15 protein-coding genes are annotated in these 13,535 nt (G+C 70.4%); 6 read left to right on the top strand and 9 right to left on the bottom strand.

Annotated elements, in window-relative coordinates:
• Positions 1–7: 7 nt before the first annotated feature.
• The 5 genes from hemQ to LC438_RS02535 all read right to left on the bottom strand — a co-directional run bounded on the left by hemQ (position 8) and on the right by LC438_RS02535 (position 3,536).
• A complete protein-coding gene (gene hemQ / locus LC438_RS02555; RefSeq protein WP_105674258.1) occupies positions 8–685 on the bottom strand; it encodes a hydrogen peroxide-dependent heme synthase in 678 nt (225 codons plus the stop codon).
• Between the two features lie 77 nt (positions 686–762).
• Positions 763–1,044, bottom strand: coding sequence for a hypothetical protein (locus LC438_RS02550; protein ID WP_105674260.1), 282 nt, complete (start codon positions 1,042–1,044; stop codon positions 763–765).
• The gene (locus LC438_RS02545) at positions 1,031–1,438 is read right to left on the bottom strand and encodes a phage holin family protein (RefSeq protein ID WP_105674262.1); all 408 of its coding nucleotides are present in this window, start codon (positions 1,436–1,438) and stop codon (positions 1,031–1,033) included. Before LC438_RS02545 ends, LC438_RS02550 begins: the two co-directional genes overlap by 14 nt.
• A gap of 1 nt (position 1,439) precedes the next feature.
• Positions 1,440–1,862, bottom strand: a complete 423-nt coding sequence (locus LC438_RS02540; RefSeq protein WP_105674264.1) for a hypothetical protein — start codon at positions 1,860–1,862, stop codon at positions 1,440–1,442.
• Between the two features lie 159 nt (positions 1,863–2,021).
• Complete coding sequence (locus LC438_RS02535) at positions 2,022–3,536, bottom strand: NAD(P)/FAD-dependent oxidoreductase (protein ID WP_223585746.1); 1,515 nt, start codon at positions 3,534–3,536, stop codon at positions 2,022–2,024.
• 127 nt (positions 3,537–3,663) lie between these two features.
• Between LC438_RS02535 and LC438_RS02530 the strand changes: the two genes are divergently transcribed.
• Positions 3,664–4,554 (top strand): NAD(P)H-binding protein, encoded by an 891-nt coding sequence (locus tag LC438_RS02530; protein ID WP_105674266.1) that lies wholly within the window; start codon positions 3,664–3,666, stop codon positions 4,552–4,554.
• 452 nt (positions 4,555–5,006) lie between these two features.
• Here the strand turns inward: LC438_RS02530 and hemE are convergent, their stop codons facing one another.
• Positions 5,007–6,029 carry a uroporphyrinogen decarboxylase gene (hemE, locus tag LC438_RS02525; protein WP_105674268.1) on the bottom strand — a complete coding sequence of 341 codons (1,023 nt, stop codon included), beginning with the start codon at positions 6,027–6,029 and terminating at the stop codon, positions 5,007–5,009.
• A gap of 216 nt (positions 6,030–6,245) precedes the next feature.
• Here hemE and LC438_RS02520 point away from each other — a divergent pair, with 216 nt between their 5' ends.
• The 4 genes from LC438_RS02520 (at position 6,246) to LC438_RS02505 (ending at position 9,001) form a co-directional block, all read left to right on the top strand.
• Entirely contained in the window at positions 6,246–7,541 is a 1,296-nt protein-coding gene (locus LC438_RS02520) for a glutamyl-tRNA reductase (RefSeq protein ID WP_223585745.1), read from the top strand.
• Positions 7,542–7,686: 145 nt separating this feature from the next.
• Positions 7,687–7,974, top strand: a complete 288-nt coding sequence (locus tag LC438_RS02515) for a hypothetical protein (protein WP_223585744.1) — start codon at positions 7,687–7,689, stop codon at positions 7,972–7,974.
• A gap of 32 nt (positions 7,975–8,006) precedes the next feature.
• On the top strand, positions 8,007–8,579 hold the full coding sequence (locus tag LC438_RS02510; protein WP_105674274.1) for an HhH-GPD-type base excision DNA repair protein: 573 nt from the start codon (positions 8,007–8,009) through the stop codon (positions 8,577–8,579).
• Positions 8,576–9,001: a DUF1801 domain-containing protein gene (locus tag LC438_RS02505; protein ID WP_223585743.1), complete on the top strand. Its 426-nt coding sequence runs from the start codon at positions 8,576–8,578 to the stop codon at positions 8,999–9,001. The genes LC438_RS02510 and LC438_RS02505 overlap by 4 nt, the downstream gene beginning before the upstream one ends.
• On the opposite strand, the gene LC438_RS02500 is transcribed toward LC438_RS02505, so the two are convergent.
• Positions 8,991–9,605, bottom strand: coding sequence for a hypothetical protein (locus LC438_RS02500; protein ID WP_223585742.1), 615 nt, complete (start codon positions 9,603–9,605; stop codon positions 8,991–8,993). The two genes, LC438_RS02505 and LC438_RS02500, sit on opposite strands and share 11 nt — an antisense overlap.
• Positions 9,606–9,753: 148 nt before the next feature.
• On the bottom strand, positions 9,754–10,887 hold the full coding sequence (locus tag LC438_RS02495) for an epoxide hydrolase family protein (RefSeq protein ID WP_223585741.1): 1,134 nt from the start codon (positions 10,885–10,887) through the stop codon (positions 9,754–9,756).
• A 69-nt stretch (positions 10,888–10,956) separates the two neighbouring features.
• Here LC438_RS02495 and LC438_RS02490 point away from each other — a divergent pair, with 69 nt between their 5' ends.
• Positions 10,957–11,943 (top strand): YafY family protein, encoded by a 987-nt coding sequence (locus tag LC438_RS02490; protein ID WP_223585740.1) that lies wholly within the window; start codon positions 10,957–10,959, stop codon positions 11,941–11,943.
• A 79-nt stretch (positions 11,944–12,022) separates the two neighbouring features.
• Here LC438_RS02490 and LC438_RS02485 read toward each other — a convergent pair whose 3' ends face one another.
• Positions 12,023–13,408, bottom strand: a complete 1,386-nt coding sequence (locus LC438_RS02485; protein WP_105674376.1) for a glycine--tRNA ligase — start codon at positions 13,406–13,408, stop codon at positions 12,023–12,025.
• Between the last annotated feature and the right edge of the window lie 127 nt (positions 13,409–13,535).

Below are 13,535 nucleotides of genomic sequence, written 5' to 3'. Positions count from 1 at the left end.
GCGGGGCCTACTGCAGCACGTCCGCGATCTCGTCGAACCGCAGTCGGCGCCCCGTGTAGAAGGGCACCTCCTCCTTCACGTACAGACGCGCGTCGGTGTAGCGCAGGTCGCGCATCAGGTCGACGAGCTCGGTGACGTCGTCGGCCTCGAGGGGAAGGAGCCACTCGTAGTCGCCGAGGGCGAACGCGGCGACCGTGTTCGCGATGACCCCGGTGAACGCGGCGCCCTTGCGGCCGTGATCGGCGAGCATCTTCCGACGCTCCTCCTCCGGGGCGAGGTACCACTCCGGGGTGCGCACGAACGGGTAGAGGCAGAGCCAGTCCTTGGGCTCGATGCCGCGGAGGAACCCGGGCACGTGCTGACGGTTGAACTCGGCGTCGCGGTGCACGCCCATGACGTTCCACACGGGCAGGAGGGTGCGCAGCAGTTCGGTGCGACGAAGACGACGCAGCGCCTTCTGCAGGTCTTCGGCGGTGTCGCCGTGGAGCCACACCATCAGGTCGGCGTCGGCCTTGAGGCCGGAGACGTCGTAGAAGCCCCGCACGGTCACGCCGGAGTCTTCGATGTACGAGACGATCGTCTCGAGCTCAGTGGAGTCGGATTCGGTCACCGGGACGTCGGGATTGCGTCGCCAGACCGCCCAGAGGGTGAAGCCGGACGGGTTCTCTTCGCGCTCTTCGGACATGCACCCAGTCTGCCCCCTTTGCGGGACGGGTGCGAACCCGCGGAGGAACCCGACCCCCGTGGACGCGGGAAGGATGCTCAGCGCGAGGCTGCGCGCGCGATGACCCACACGAGGCTGCCCACGACGGCGGCGAGGGCGACTGCTCCCGCGATCGCCCCGACCGGGTTGCGGTCGGCGAATCGCCGCGCCTTCGCCGCTGCGCGCACCGAGGCCTTCTCGATGCGCCGGGGGAAGTTGCCCTTGACCTCGATCGCGGCGAGCGCCGCCTTGAGCTCGGCCCTCGCCGAGGCCACGGGATCGACGATGCCGGCCGGGACCGCGGTCTTCGGCAGCGAGCCGGTGCTGTCAGAGTTCGTCATCGCCTGAGCCCTTCGCGATCTTGATGTCGGCGGCAACCGCCTGAGCAGGGTTCTCCCGCGCCAGCACCTTGCGGAACTTCAGGATGCCGAGCAGTGCGAAGAACAGCACCGCCAGGATCAGGATGCCGAACACGGCGATGGCCGAGAGCCAGACCGGCCACCAGGACGAGAGCCCGGCGATGGCGAACACCAGGACCACGGGCACGGCCCAGAACAGGAAGAACAGGGCGACCAGGAACCACACGGAGCCGATGCCGGCATCCTTCGAGGTCTTCGCGACCCACGCCTTGGCCGCGTCGATCTCGGCCTTGACGAGGTTCGTGACCAGGTCGGGGAGGTCGCCGATGAGGGTCAGCAGACTGTCGTCCGCACGATCCCGATATCCGCGGGGCATGTCAGTCGTCGGCCTTCTTCGGAGCCGCGGGCTTCTTCGCCGCGGCAGGCTTCTTCGCTGTCGTGCTCTTCGCGTCGTGCTCCGCTCGGCGCTTGGCCTCGGCCACCGCATCCTCCGTCGCCTTGGCGAGGTCGTCTGCCGCGTCCTTGCCGGTGGCGATCGCCGAGTCGAGCCGCTGGCCGGGAGTGCCGTTGCCGCTGGCGGACTTCGCGATCTTGACGACGCCGGTCCAGATCGCGCCGGGGACGGCCGCAGCCTTGTCGCCCACGTAGGACTTGACCTTGGTGACCTGCTCCTGGACGGGGTCGAGGTGCCAGACCTTGAGCCACTGCGTCTTGATCTGCTCGTAGCGCTCGCGCCCGGCTCGCGTGCCGAGGACGTATCCGACGCCGAGTCCGACGACGAGTCCGATCTTCCCCTTCATGGGGTCTCCTCTACGTAGTTCCGGTGTGGACGCCTGAGGCGAACCGGCGATTCGGAACCGCCGACCAGGTACCCAGCGTAACCCCATATGCCGATTTCGGCATCTACACGTGAGGGGGTTGACAAGCAGATGACGAAAGACGTCCTCATCGGAGGGCGATCAGCCCCACAGCAGCGCGCGGCGGAGGCGGTCCGCCTCCTCCTTCGCATCGGGGATCACCTGGGCGAGGCCGGTCCCCGCGAGCCACGCGCCGACGGCGGCGAGGCCGGGCACCGCCTGCACAGCCGCACGGGCGGCGGCACGACGATCGCCCGATCCGATGATCGACGCCGGCTGCGACTGCACGAACCGGGCGCGATGCGAGGCCACGAGGGCGCTCTCGTCCAGGGGGACTCCGAGAAGGGCGGATGCCTCACGCAGCGCGAGCCTCGCCGCATCCGCGTCGTCCAGCGCCGACGTCGCCGCGGGCTCGCCCTGGGCGCCGAACGACACCCGGACGACCTGCCGCTCGCGGGCCGCCTCACGCACCCACCGCCACTTCGCACTCGAGTGGGTGAGCGCCTTCGCGGTGTGCGAGCCTGGCACCGTCAGCACCCCGGTGCCCCGCGGCGCGGAGGCGAGCTCTGCGGCATCGAGCAGCAGAGTCACGATCTCGATCTCGGGGGCGGTCGCCGCGTCGGTGCGCGAGAGCGCGGGGGCCGAGGACGCGAGGAGCTCACGGGCCGTCGCCTCCGGAGTCGCGACGATCACGGCATCCGCGGTGAGGACGAGCTCCTCGGGGGCGGGCTCCTCGCTCGTGCCGTCGGCGGGTGCGGCGAGCGCGTCCGTATCAGCCGCAGCGATCTCGGCCGTCACCGTCCACGTCGCATCCGACCGCGAGACGCCGGAGACCTCCGCGCCGGTGCGGACCACCCCACCGAGGCTCTCGATGTCGGCGACGAGCGCATCGACCAGCCCTGACATGCCGCCGTCGAGACCCTCGACCGCGGACCCCGGCGCTTTCGCCGAACGGGCGGCGCCCTCGTCGCGCAGCGCCTGCACGGCGCCCGAGAGCGAGCCGACGCTGGTGAGCGCGGCGTTGAGGCCGGGGGCGGCGATGTCGACGTCGACGTCTTCGGGGAGCGCCGAGTACACCCCTGTCGTCACCGGGGCGACCAGGCGGTCGCGCACCTTCGCGCCCATGCGGGAGGAGACCAGCTTGCCGAGGCTGTGGTTGTGGCCGATCGTCAGCGGCGGGCGCACGCGGTCGAGGTAGGCGCGCCAGACGCCGGACCAGCCGATGATGCGGCGCACGTCGTCCTGGAACGGGTTCGCGGGGATGCCGAGGATGCCGCCTACCGGCAGCGGCGCCGCTCCCACACCGGGGATGCCGGCCAGCCAGGCCCCGCCCGCTGCGGGGGCGACGATGCGGTCGGCGAGGCCGAGGTCGTCGAGCAGCGCCCTGACGTGCCCGCCCCTCGTCGCGAAGCTCTCCGCGCCAGCGTCGACCGCGACGCCTCCGAGGTCAGCCCGACGGATCGCGCCGCCGACGGCATCCGCCGCCTCCAGCACCGTCACGCGCATGCCGACCTTCACGCACTCGCGCGCCGCGATCAGCCCGCCGATGCCGCCGCCGATCACGATGACGTGCTTCTCTGCGGCGAGGGCGGCGAGGTCTTCAGGGCGTGCGGTCATGCCTTCCATCCTCGCTCATCGCGAGCGCGTCACGAGAGCTGCCGCCCGTCGGAAACAGTTCCCTCTTGCCGTCCGGACGCGTGATGACTACTGTTTAGCCAGATAGCTAACAAGCGAAGGAGTGAAGATGCGCGTCGCCATCACCGGAGGCACCGGCTTCGTCGGGAGGAACCTCGCCGCACGCCTCGAGGATGCGGTCGTCGTCTCCCGTCGCAACGGCGTCGACGTCACCGACGTCGATGCGCTCACCGAGGCGTTCCGCGGGTGCGACGCCGTCGCGCACTGCGCGGGCATCAATCGCGAGATCGGCGACCAGACCTTCCGCCGCGTGCACGTCGAAGGGACCCGCGCGGTCGTCGAGGCCGCGCGGCGAGCAGGGGTCGGCCGCATCGTGATGGTCAGCTTCCTGCGGGCGCGCCCCGACTGCGGCTCCGGCTATCACGAGTCGAAGTGGGAGGCGGAGGAGATCGTCCGCGGCTCCGGCATCCCGCACACGATCCTCAAGTCCGGCATGATCTACGGACCCGGCGACCACATGGTCGACCACGTCACGAAGGCCGTGCGGACGCTGCCGTTCTTCTGGACCGTGGGCTTCCGCGAGCGCACCGCACGCCCCGTCCCCGTGGACGACGCGGTCGACGTCCTTGTCGCCGCCCTCGAAGGCCGCATCCCCGACCCCACGGTGGCCGTGATGGGAGTCGACGAGGTGACTCTGGGCGAGGCGATCCGCCGCATCGCCCGCGTCGCCGATCGCAGCCCCGCCTACCTCCCCGTGCCGGTGTGGACCATCCGCCTCCTCGCGCGGATCACGGAGCGGCTCATGGTCGTGCCGCTCGTGGCGAGAGCGCAGGCCCGGATGCTCGCGGAGGGCGTGAGCGAGGCCGCTCCGCCGGCACCGGAGCCGCCCGTGGGCATCCGTCCGTCACGCGGGTTCACCGACGAGCGGATCCGCGCCGCGCTCCCGGAGGGCCGGTTCGGGCTGAGCGACCTGAGGATCGCACTCCCCCGCCGCCGCTGATCTCCGTCGCGCCGCCGTGCCGATCCTCTGTCGCGTGGCCGTGCTGAACCTCTGTCGCGCCGCCGTGCCGACCCCCGCCGTGCCGCCGTTCCGGCCCCCCGCCGCGCCGATCCCCCGCCGCGCCGCCGTTCCGGCCCCCCGCCGCGCCGATCCCCCGCCGCGCCGCCGTTCGGGAGGAGAAAGCGCGTTCGGACTGAGGAATCACGCGCAGGGCTCCTCCCGAGCGTGCGAACTCCTCCCGAACGCGCGAGGTGCTCCCGAACGCGCGAGGTGCTCCCGAGCGTGCGAACTCCTCCCGAACGCGCGAAGTGCTCCCGAACGCGCGAGGTGCTCCCGAACGTGCGAACTCCTCCGCACCTGCGCGCAGCGGGGAGACGTGGGGAAAACCGGGGCGGAGCCCCTCAGACCGCGCGCACCAGTTCGACGATGCGGGAAAACCGGGGCGGAGCCCCTCAGACCGCGTGCACCAGTTCGACGATGCGGGTGAGCTGGTCGGGATCCGTCTCCGGAGGCACGCCGTGACCGAGGTTGAGGATGTGCGCGCGGGCCGCGCGGCCCCGCTCGAGGACCTCCCGCACGTGCGCCTCCAGCACCGGCCACGGGGCGCTCAGCAGCGCGGGGTCGATGTTGCCCTGCACGGTGACGCCGTCGCCGAGGATCGCCGCGGCCTCGTCGAGCGGCTGGCGCCAGTCGACTCCTACGCCGTCGGCGATGCCGCCCAGGCGCATGTCGGCGAGGAACGGACCGGTGCCGACGCCGAAGTGGATGGTCGGGATGCCGATGCCGGCCAGCGCCGCGTGCGAGTGCGGAGCGACGAAGGCACGGTAGTCCGCCGGGCTGAGCGACCCCGCCCACGAGTCGAACAGCTGGACGACGGAGGCTCCGGCATCCCTCTGGATCTCCAGGAAGCGGCGCGAGACCCGGGCGAGCCAGCCGGCGAGGCGGTTCCAGGACTCGGGATCGGCGTGCATCATCGCCCTGGCGCGCAGATGCTCCTTCGACGGCCCGCCCTCCACGAGGTAGGCGGCGAGGGTGAACGGGGCCCCCGCGAACCCGATCAGGGGGGTGTCGCCGAGCTCGTCCGTGACGATCCCCACGGCGGCGGCGATGGCGGATCCGTCGAGGTCGGCGGGGTCGATCGCGGTGATCCGCTCGACGTCGGCCGCGGTCCTGACCGGGTTGGCGAACACCGGACCGCGCCCAGGCTCGATCTCCACCTCGACGCCGGCGAGGCGCAGCGGGATGACGATGTCACTGAAGAAGACCGCCGCGTCGACGCCGTGCCTGCGCACCGGCTGCAGCGTGATCTCCGCCGCGAGCTCCGGAGTGAGGCAGGCGTCGAGCATCCTCGTGCCGACGCGGAGATCGCGGTATTCGGGCAGGGACCGACCCGCCTGTCGCATGAACCAGACCGGGGTCTGCTCGGGTCGGTGTCCGGCGAGGGCGCGCAGCAGCGGAGCGTCAGAGAGGGCCATGCGTCCATCCTCCCATCCGGGATCTATGGGCCGGCTGCGCTCCAGAACTCCGGAGATCTGAGGCCGCGCCTGCCCGGGTGGGCGCATGATCCCGCGCCTGCCCGGAGCTGTCCGGCGTACGGGCGGGCGGTTCTCCGGAGTTCTGGCGCGACCCCGGCCGAGAACCGCGAAAGGACCGCCGAACCCGGCCCACCGCGGCTCGGGTAGAATCGTCGTGTGCTGCTGTGTGTGACGGCGAGTCACAAGACCGCCTCCTTCGACCTGCTCGAACGCCTGAGCCGCACCCCCGACGACGTCGCACCCACCCTCGTGGGGCTGACGCCGTGCGTGCAGGGTGCGGTCGTTCTCGCGACGTGCAACCGGTTCGAGGCGTACGTGGAGATCGACGAGCCGGTCACTGCGGCCGGAGCCGTCGGCGTGGAAGCCGTGCTGGAAGCGGTCGAGTCCGCGACCGGTGTTCCCGCCTCCGAACTCGACGGCGCCTACGCCGTGCACTCGGGCCGTCGCGTCGCCGAGCACCTCTTCTCCGTGGCATCCGGACTCGAATCCGTTGTGTCCGGCGAGGGCGAGATCGCCGGCCAGGTGCGCCGCGCACTGAAGTCTGCCCGCAAGGACGGCACGACCTCTCCCGAGCTCGAGCGCCTGTTCCAGCGCGCCAGCCAGGCTCAGCGCAAGGTCAAGAACGTCACCGCCCTGGGCCGTGCAGGGCGTTCGCTCGTCCGCCTCGCTCTGGAGCTCGCCGACAGCCGCATCGCCGATTGGTCGGCCGAGCGCGTGCTGCTCGTCGGCACCGGGGCCTACGCCGCCGTCACCCTGGCCACGCTCCGTGAGCGCGGCGCCGAGAACATCTCCGTCTACTCGCCGTCGGGGCGCGCCGAGATCTTCGCCGCGAAGCACGGCATCCGCGCCGTGTCGGCCGACGACTACGCGCGCACGGCCGCACGCTCCAGCCTCCTCATCACCTGCACGACCGCGACGGAGCCCGTCCTCGGCCCCGAGCACCTGCAGCTGCCGGTCGGCGCCGCAGCGGTCGGATGCCCTGTCGGCTCGCACAGCCGGCTCGTGGTCGACCTCGGCATGCCGCGCAACGTCGACCCCGCCGTCGCGACGCTCGAGGGCGTCGCCCTGCTCGACCTCGAGACCATCCGCCTGCACGCCCCTCTCGAGGAGCTGCAGGCGACGGATGCCGCGCGCAGCGTCGTGCGCGAGGCGGCGGAGACCTTCCACGTCGTGGGCTCCCGTCAGAGCGTGACTCCGGCGGTCGTCGCCCTCCGCTCGCACATCTTCTCCCTGCTCGACACCGAGATCGACCGAGCCCGCGCCCGCGGCGACGAGGACGGCAGAGTCGAGCAGGCGCTGCGCCATCTCGCCGGGGTGCTACTGCACACGCCGACCGTGCGCGCCCACGAGCTCGCCGCATCGGGCAAGGCCGACGAGTTCACGTCGGCTCTCGCCGCCCTGTACGGCATCGAGCCGGCGCAGGACGACATCGCCGACGCGGCGAGCGCCTGAGCTCCACCCGCTCTCCACAGGAACCGGGAGAGCACCGGTTCTCCACAGAGTCGCTGCCTCCCGGCACCCGCCGCTCCTCCCCCACCCCTGCCGGTCCTACGGTCGGATGCGTGACAGCGCCGCGTCATCGGCGCAGGATGGGAGGATGCTCGTGTCCCCGGACGTGATCGGAATGATCATCGCTCTCTTCGCCTTCACCCTGACGGTGCTCGGCGGAGTGGCCGGACTGCTCGCGCGGCAGTCGCGAGAGCTGGAAGCGCGGTTCGAGAAGATCGACCTGCGGTTCGACAAGATCGATGAACGGTTCGAGAAGGTCGACGCGCGGTTCGAGAAGATCGACGCTCGATTCCAGGAGCTGGAGAGTCAGCTGAGCGACCTGAAGCTCTCCATCGCGCGACTCGAGGGTCCGCTGACCCGACTGCAGCGGCTCTGACCACGACGGCCGCCGTGAGGGATGATGGGTTCATGGCCCTTCACATCACCGGAGACACCGCCGCCGACACCCTGCTCACCGAGAACCCCCTGGCACTGCTGGTCGGGATGCTGCTGGATCAGCAGGTTCCGATGGAGACCGCGTTCGCAGGCCCCCTCAAGATCGAGCAGCGCACCGGGGCGACGGATGCCGCCGCCATCGCGCATCTGAACCCCGACGAGTTCCTCGAGGCGTTCAAGCAGACACCCGCCGTGCACCGGTTCCCCGGTTCGATGGCCGCACGCGTGCAGACCCTGTGCCAGGAGCTCGTGGACCACTGGGGCGGCGACGCCGCCGCCCTGTGGACCGAAGGAGACCCTTCGGGCGCCGAGGTGCTGAAGCGCCTGAAGACCCTGCCGGGCTTCGGCGAGCAGAAGGCGAAGATCTTCCTCGCCCTGCTCGGCAAGCAGTACGGCTTCACCGGCGACGGCTGGCGCGAGGCGTCGGCTCCGTACGGCGAGGAGGGCTCGTACCGCAGCGTCGCCGACATCGTCTCGCCCGAGTCGCTGACGAAGGTCCGCGAGCACAAGAAGGCGATGAAGGCGGCCGCGAAGGCGGAGAAGTGAAGCCGACAGGCGACGACGTCGCCGGTCTCATCGCGCGGTCCAGTCCGGCGATCCGCCGGAGGGATGCCGAGACCCTCACCGCGCTGATGCAGGAGATCACCGGGCGGGAACCTGCGACCTGGGGCACGATCATCGGCTTCGGTTCCTGTCACTACCGCTACCCGACCGGCACGGAGGGCGACAGCGGACTGCTCGGCTTCGCTCCGCGCAAGGCCGCGACGACGATCTACCTGTTCGACGGCGTCGCCGCGCACACCGAGGCCCTCGCCGCGCTCGGACCGCATACGACCGGCGCCGGCTGCCTCTACATCAAGGACCTCGAGCAGATCGACCTCGACGTGCTCCGCGGCATCCTCGAGCGCTCGCTCGCGTGGGTCGAGGCGGGCGGCACCCCCGAGGTGCAGCTCACCGTCACCGGCTGAGCGGGTCGATCTCCTCCACGCGCGCCGTCCTCATGCCGAGGATGATCGCCAGCACCCCGAGCAACAGGATCCCTGCGCCAGGGACGTCGAAGAGGATCCTCCGCAGTACGACCGCCTGATCATCGAAGGGCATCATCATCGAGGCCACCATGGCGACACCCGATCCGACGAACACCCAGGCAGGAGCCCAGCCCCACGGCCGCGGCAGCGCATCCACGAAACCGATGAGCAGGACGGCGAGGATCGTGATCGCGAACAGCACCACATAGTAAGGGAACATGACGGCTCCCCACGCATCCTCTTCGGCGTTCGGGTTGCCCGGGATCTCCGGCACGAGGGAGTTGAGAGCCATCCGCATCGGAGTACTCGCGAGCACCAACTGCGACAGGACGACGGTCGTGGCGACGGGACGTCGGCGTGTGACGCTTCCTGCCCGGCCGAGACCTATGACGAAGACGAGCACCCCGAGGACCCACAGCACCTCGCCTGCCGAGCTGACCCATGAGAGCTCGAATCGGGCGACGAATCCGACCAGCGCGGAGAGCATGAGCAGGATGCCGCCACTCACCCAGGTGCGGCGACGCTGTCGGGCTTCGTCTGTCATGACCTCACCGTATCGGCCTTATCGGACCGAGCATCCGCCCGCTCTCGGGCGACGTGCAGACCCCTGCTTCTCGCCGCGGCTCCCTGATGTATCGGGGGCCACGGCGAGAAGCAGGGGTCTCGAGGCGCGGAAAGGCAGATGCCGATGATCAGCGCAGTCCTGCGAAGAAGGCGCGGATGTCTCCGGCCAGCACGTCCGGACGCTCCAGGGCTGCGAAGTGCCCGCCCTCGTCGAAGCGGCTCCAGTGCACGATGTTCGAGTTGTCGCGCTCGGCGAACACCCGGATCGTCTGGAAGTCGTCGGCGAACACCGCGACTCCGGTCGGCGCCGCGTTGACGGCATCCGATGCCTCGGCGCGCGCGTTCTCCAGGTAGCTGCGGGACATGCCGGATGCCGCGTTGGCGAACCAGTTCACGCTGACTTCGAGCAGGATCTTCTCCAGCGGCACGAGGGAGGTGCCGTTGCCGAAGGAGTTGAACAGCTCGCTGTAGGCGAGCAGACCGACGGGCGAGTCGCTGATGCCGACCGACACCGTCTGCGGACGGGACGAGTTCATGGTGTTGTAGCCGCCGACCGACTGGAACCACTGCATGTGCTCGAGCCCCGCGTAGTCCTGCGGCTCCAGACGCTCGAACTCGCTCGGATCGCCGGAGGGGAAGGAGAACAGCTGCAGCACGTGGAGTCCGAGGAAGCCCTCGGGGTTCAGCAGGCCGAGCTCGCGGGCGACCATCGCCCCGTTGTCCGAGCCGTGGATGCCGTAGCTGTCGTAGCCGAGGGCGCGCATGAGCGTGTCGTAGGCCGCGGCGACCCGCGCCGTCGTCCAGCCGGCGGCGGACAGCGGCTGGGAGAACCCGTATCCGGGGGCGTCCGGGATGACGACGTCGAACGCGTCCTCGGCGCGTCCGCCGTGAGCGGCCGGGTCGACGAGCAGGTCGATCAGCTCGAGGTAGTCGACGGCGGAGCCGGGGTAGGTGTGCGCGAGGAGGAGCGGGGTCGCGCCCTCGTGAGCGGAGCGGACGTGGATGAAGTGGATGCGCTGTCCGTCGATCTCGGTCGTGAAGTGCGGGAAGGAGTTGATCCGCTCCTGCGCGGCCTCCCAGTCGAACGCCCGCCAGGCGGCGACGGCGTCGCGGAGGTAGGAGTTGGGGGTTCCTGCGTCCCAGTCGTCCGTGGGCGACGGCTGGGGAAGGCGCGTGCGGGAGAGCCGGTCGTGGAGATCGGCCACCTCGGCGGCGGAGACGGTGACGGTGAAGGGGCTGAGGGAGAGGGTGTTGTTTTCCATATCTCGACTGTAGGAACGCATTAGGCTGGATTCGTTCCTAATGGAAGAACTTCTTTTCGGAGGATCTCTGTGGCCGATCCGACCGCCCGTCTGCTCGCACTCCTGGCCCTGCTGCAGGCCGAGCCGGAGCGCTCCGGACGCACGCTCGCCTCCCGGCTCGGCGTCTCCACGCGCACCATCCGTCACGACATCGATCGTCTGCGCGAGCTCGGATATCCCGTCGATGCGACGCGCGGCTCCCTGGGCGGATACCGGCTCGGCGCCGGCGGCAAGCTCCCCCCGCTGCTGCTCGACGACGAGGAGGCCGTCGCGGTGACCGTGGGGCTGCGCGCGGCAGCCGGGATCGCCGGGGTCGCGGAGTCCGGCGCCCGCGCGCTGGCCAAGCTCGAGCAGGTACTGCCCTCGCACCTGCGCCCGACCGTCGATGCGCTGCGGTCGAGCGTCGACAGGGCGCCGGAGAACAACGACACGGATGCTCCCGACCCCGAGGTCGACGCCGCGGCGCTGCAGGCCATCGCCCGCGCGATCCGCGACGAGGAGTGGCTGCGCTTCGACCTCGACGACACGCCGGTCCTGGTCGAGCCCTACCGCCTGCTCACCTGGCACCGGCGCTGGTACCTCGTGGCGCGCGATCCGCAGTCGGGCGAGTGGAGCACGTATCGCGTCGACCGGATGCGCCTGCGGATGGCGACGCACCGCCGCTTCTCCCCACAGCCGCTGCCCGGCGGCGACTACACCGCGTTCGCGATGCGCACCATCGCGGTGAGCGGCTGGATCGTGCACGCCCGACTCCGCATCGACGCGCCGGCCGAGGCGGTGCTCGACCGCATCCACGCCGCGGTCGGCGTCGTGGAGCCGGTCGACGACAGCCACTGCATCCTCGTCACCGGCGCCGACAGCCTCGACACGGTCGCGACCTACATCGGGATGCTGATGATGGACTTCACGGTCGAGAGCCCGCCGGAGCTGATCCCGCGCCTCCAGCTGCTCTCGGAGCGCTACGCCCGTGCGGTCGCGGGTTCTCCGAAGCCGCCTGCCGTCGACGCCCCGGCGTGACGACGAGACCCCCGCCTGCGGTGAGCGCAGGCGGGGGTCTCGAGACGGGCGGGGGTCGCGGCGACCCCGACGAGGATGCTCAGGCGCCCTTGAGGCGCTCCGCGAGGTACTGGTGCAGCTCGTCGATCGAGATGCGCTCCTGCGCCATGGTGTCGCGGTCGCGCACCGTGACGGCACGGTCGTCGAGGGAGTCGAAGTCGATCGTGACGCAGAACGGCGTGCCGATCTCGTCCTGTCGACGGTAGCGGCGGCCGATGGCGCCGGCGTCGTCGAAGTCGACCGACCAGGAGCTGCGCAGCGTCGCGGCGACCTCGCGGGCCAGCGGCGACAGGTTCTCGTTGCGGCTCAGCGGCAGCACGGCGACCTTGACCGGAGCCAGGCGAGGGTCGAGGCGCAGCACGGTGCGCACATCGGTGCCGCCCTTGGCGTTCGGCACCTCCTCTTCGACGTAGGCGTCGACGAGGAAGGCCATCATCGCGCGGGTGAGACCGAACGACGGCTCGATGACGTACGGGGTGTACCGCTCGCCGGACGCCTGGTCGAAGTACGACAGCGACGAACCCGAGGCCTCGCTGTGGCTCGACAGGTCGTAGTCGGTGCGGTTGGCGACGCCCATGAGCTCGCCCCACTCCTTGCCCTGGAAGCCGAAGCGGTACTCGACGTCGATGGTGCCGGCGGAGTAGTGCGCGCGGTCCTCCTCGGGCACGTCGAAACGGCGCATGTTGTCGGCGTCGATGCCCAGATCGATGAACCAGTCCCAGCAGGCCTCGACCCAGTGCTCGAACCACTCCTGCGCCTCGGCGGGCGGCGTGAAGTACTCGATCTCCATCTGCTCGAACTCCCGCGTGCGGAAGATGAAGTTGCCGGGTGTGATCTCGTTGCGGAACGCCTTGCCCACCTGGCCGATGCCGAACGGCGGCTTCTTGCGCGATGCGGTGAGCACGTTCGAGAAGTTCACGAAGATACCCTGCGCAGTCTCGGGGCGCAGGAAGTGCAGGCCCGACTCGTCGTCCACGACGCCGAGGTAGGTCTTCACGAGGCCCGAGAACGACTTGGGCTCGGTGTACTGCCCCTTGGTGCCGCAGTTGGGGCAGGGCACGTCGGCGAGGCCGTTCTCGGCCTTGCGGCCCTTGCGCGCCTCGAAGTCCTCGATGAGGTTGTCGGCACGGAAACGCTTGTGGCAGCTGAGGCACTCGACCAGCGGGTCGGTGAAGGTCGCGACGTGGCCGGAGGCCTCCCACACGCGCTTGGGCAGGATGATGCTGGAGTCGAGACCGACCATGTCGCCGCGGCCGCGCACGAAGGTCTGCCACCACTGCCGGCGGATGTTCTCCTTCAGCTCCGTGCCGAGGGGTCCGTAGTCCCACGCGGAACGCGAACCGCCGTAGATCTCACCCGCCTGGAAGACGAACCCGCGGTGGCGGGCGAGGGCGATGACCTTGTCAAGACGGGACTGTTCGGCCACGGTGGCTCCAATGGTCGGATGCGGGAGGACGCCCGTGAACACGGGCACTCCATTCTATCCGTGCGTGTTCGTCGCTCCATCCGTACGTGTTCGCGGCCTCGGGCGTGCACTCGCTTCCGCGCTCGGA

This window comes from Microbacterium sp. OVT16B, from assembly GCF_019969705.1.
Classification (GTDB): domain Bacteria; phylum Actinomycetota; class Actinomycetes; order Actinomycetales; family Microbacteriaceae; genus Microbacterium; species Microbacterium natoriense.
The sequence above is the reverse complement of the archived record's forward strand: the minus strand, read 5'-3'. Positions and strand labels throughout refer to the sequence as shown.

What these genes read in the sequence shown, in the direction of transcription:
- hemQ (WP_105674258.1), bottom strand. Translation starts at nt 685, where the DNA reads ATGTCCGAAGAGCGCGAAGAGAACCCGTCCGGCTTCACCCTCTGGGCG.
- LC438_RS02550 (WP_105674260.1), bottom strand. Translation starts at nt 1,044, where the DNA reads ATGACGAACTCTGACAGCACCGGCTCGCTGCCGAAGACCGCGGTCCCG.
- LC438_RS02545 (WP_105674262.1), bottom strand. Translation starts at nt 1,438, where the DNA reads ATGCCCCGCGGATATCGGGATCGTGCGGACGACAGTCTGCTGACCCTC.
- LC438_RS02540 (WP_105674264.1), bottom strand. Translation starts at nt 1,862, where the DNA reads ATGAAGGGGAAGATCGGACTCGTCGTCGGACTCGGCGTCGGATACGTC.
- LC438_RS02535 (WP_223585746.1), bottom strand. Translation starts at nt 3,536, where the DNA reads ATGACCGCACGCCCTGAAGACCTCGCCGCCCTCGCCGCAGAGAAGCAC.
- LC438_RS02530 (WP_105674266.1), top strand. Translation starts at nt 3,664, where the DNA reads ATGCGCGTCGCCATCACCGGAGGCACCGGCTTCGTCGGGAGGAACCTC.
- hemE (WP_105674268.1), bottom strand. Translation starts at nt 6,029, where the DNA reads ATGGCCCTCTCTGACGCTCCGCTGCTGCGCGCCCTCGCCGGACACCGA.
- LC438_RS02515 (WP_223585744.1), top strand. Translation starts at nt 7,687, where the DNA reads ATGCTCGTGTCCCCGGACGTGATCGGAATGATCATCGCTCTCTTCGCC.
- LC438_RS02510 (WP_105674274.1), top strand. Translation starts at nt 8,007, where the DNA reads ATGGCCCTTCACATCACCGGAGACACCGCCGCCGACACCCTGCTCACC.
- LC438_RS02500 (WP_223585742.1), bottom strand. Translation starts at nt 9,605, where the DNA reads ATGACAGACGAAGCCCGACAGCGTCGCCGCACCTGGGTGAGTGGCGGC.
- LC438_RS02495 (WP_223585741.1), bottom strand. Translation starts at nt 10,887, where the DNA reads ATGGAAAACAACACCCTCTCCCTCAGCCCCTTCACCGTCACCGTCTCC.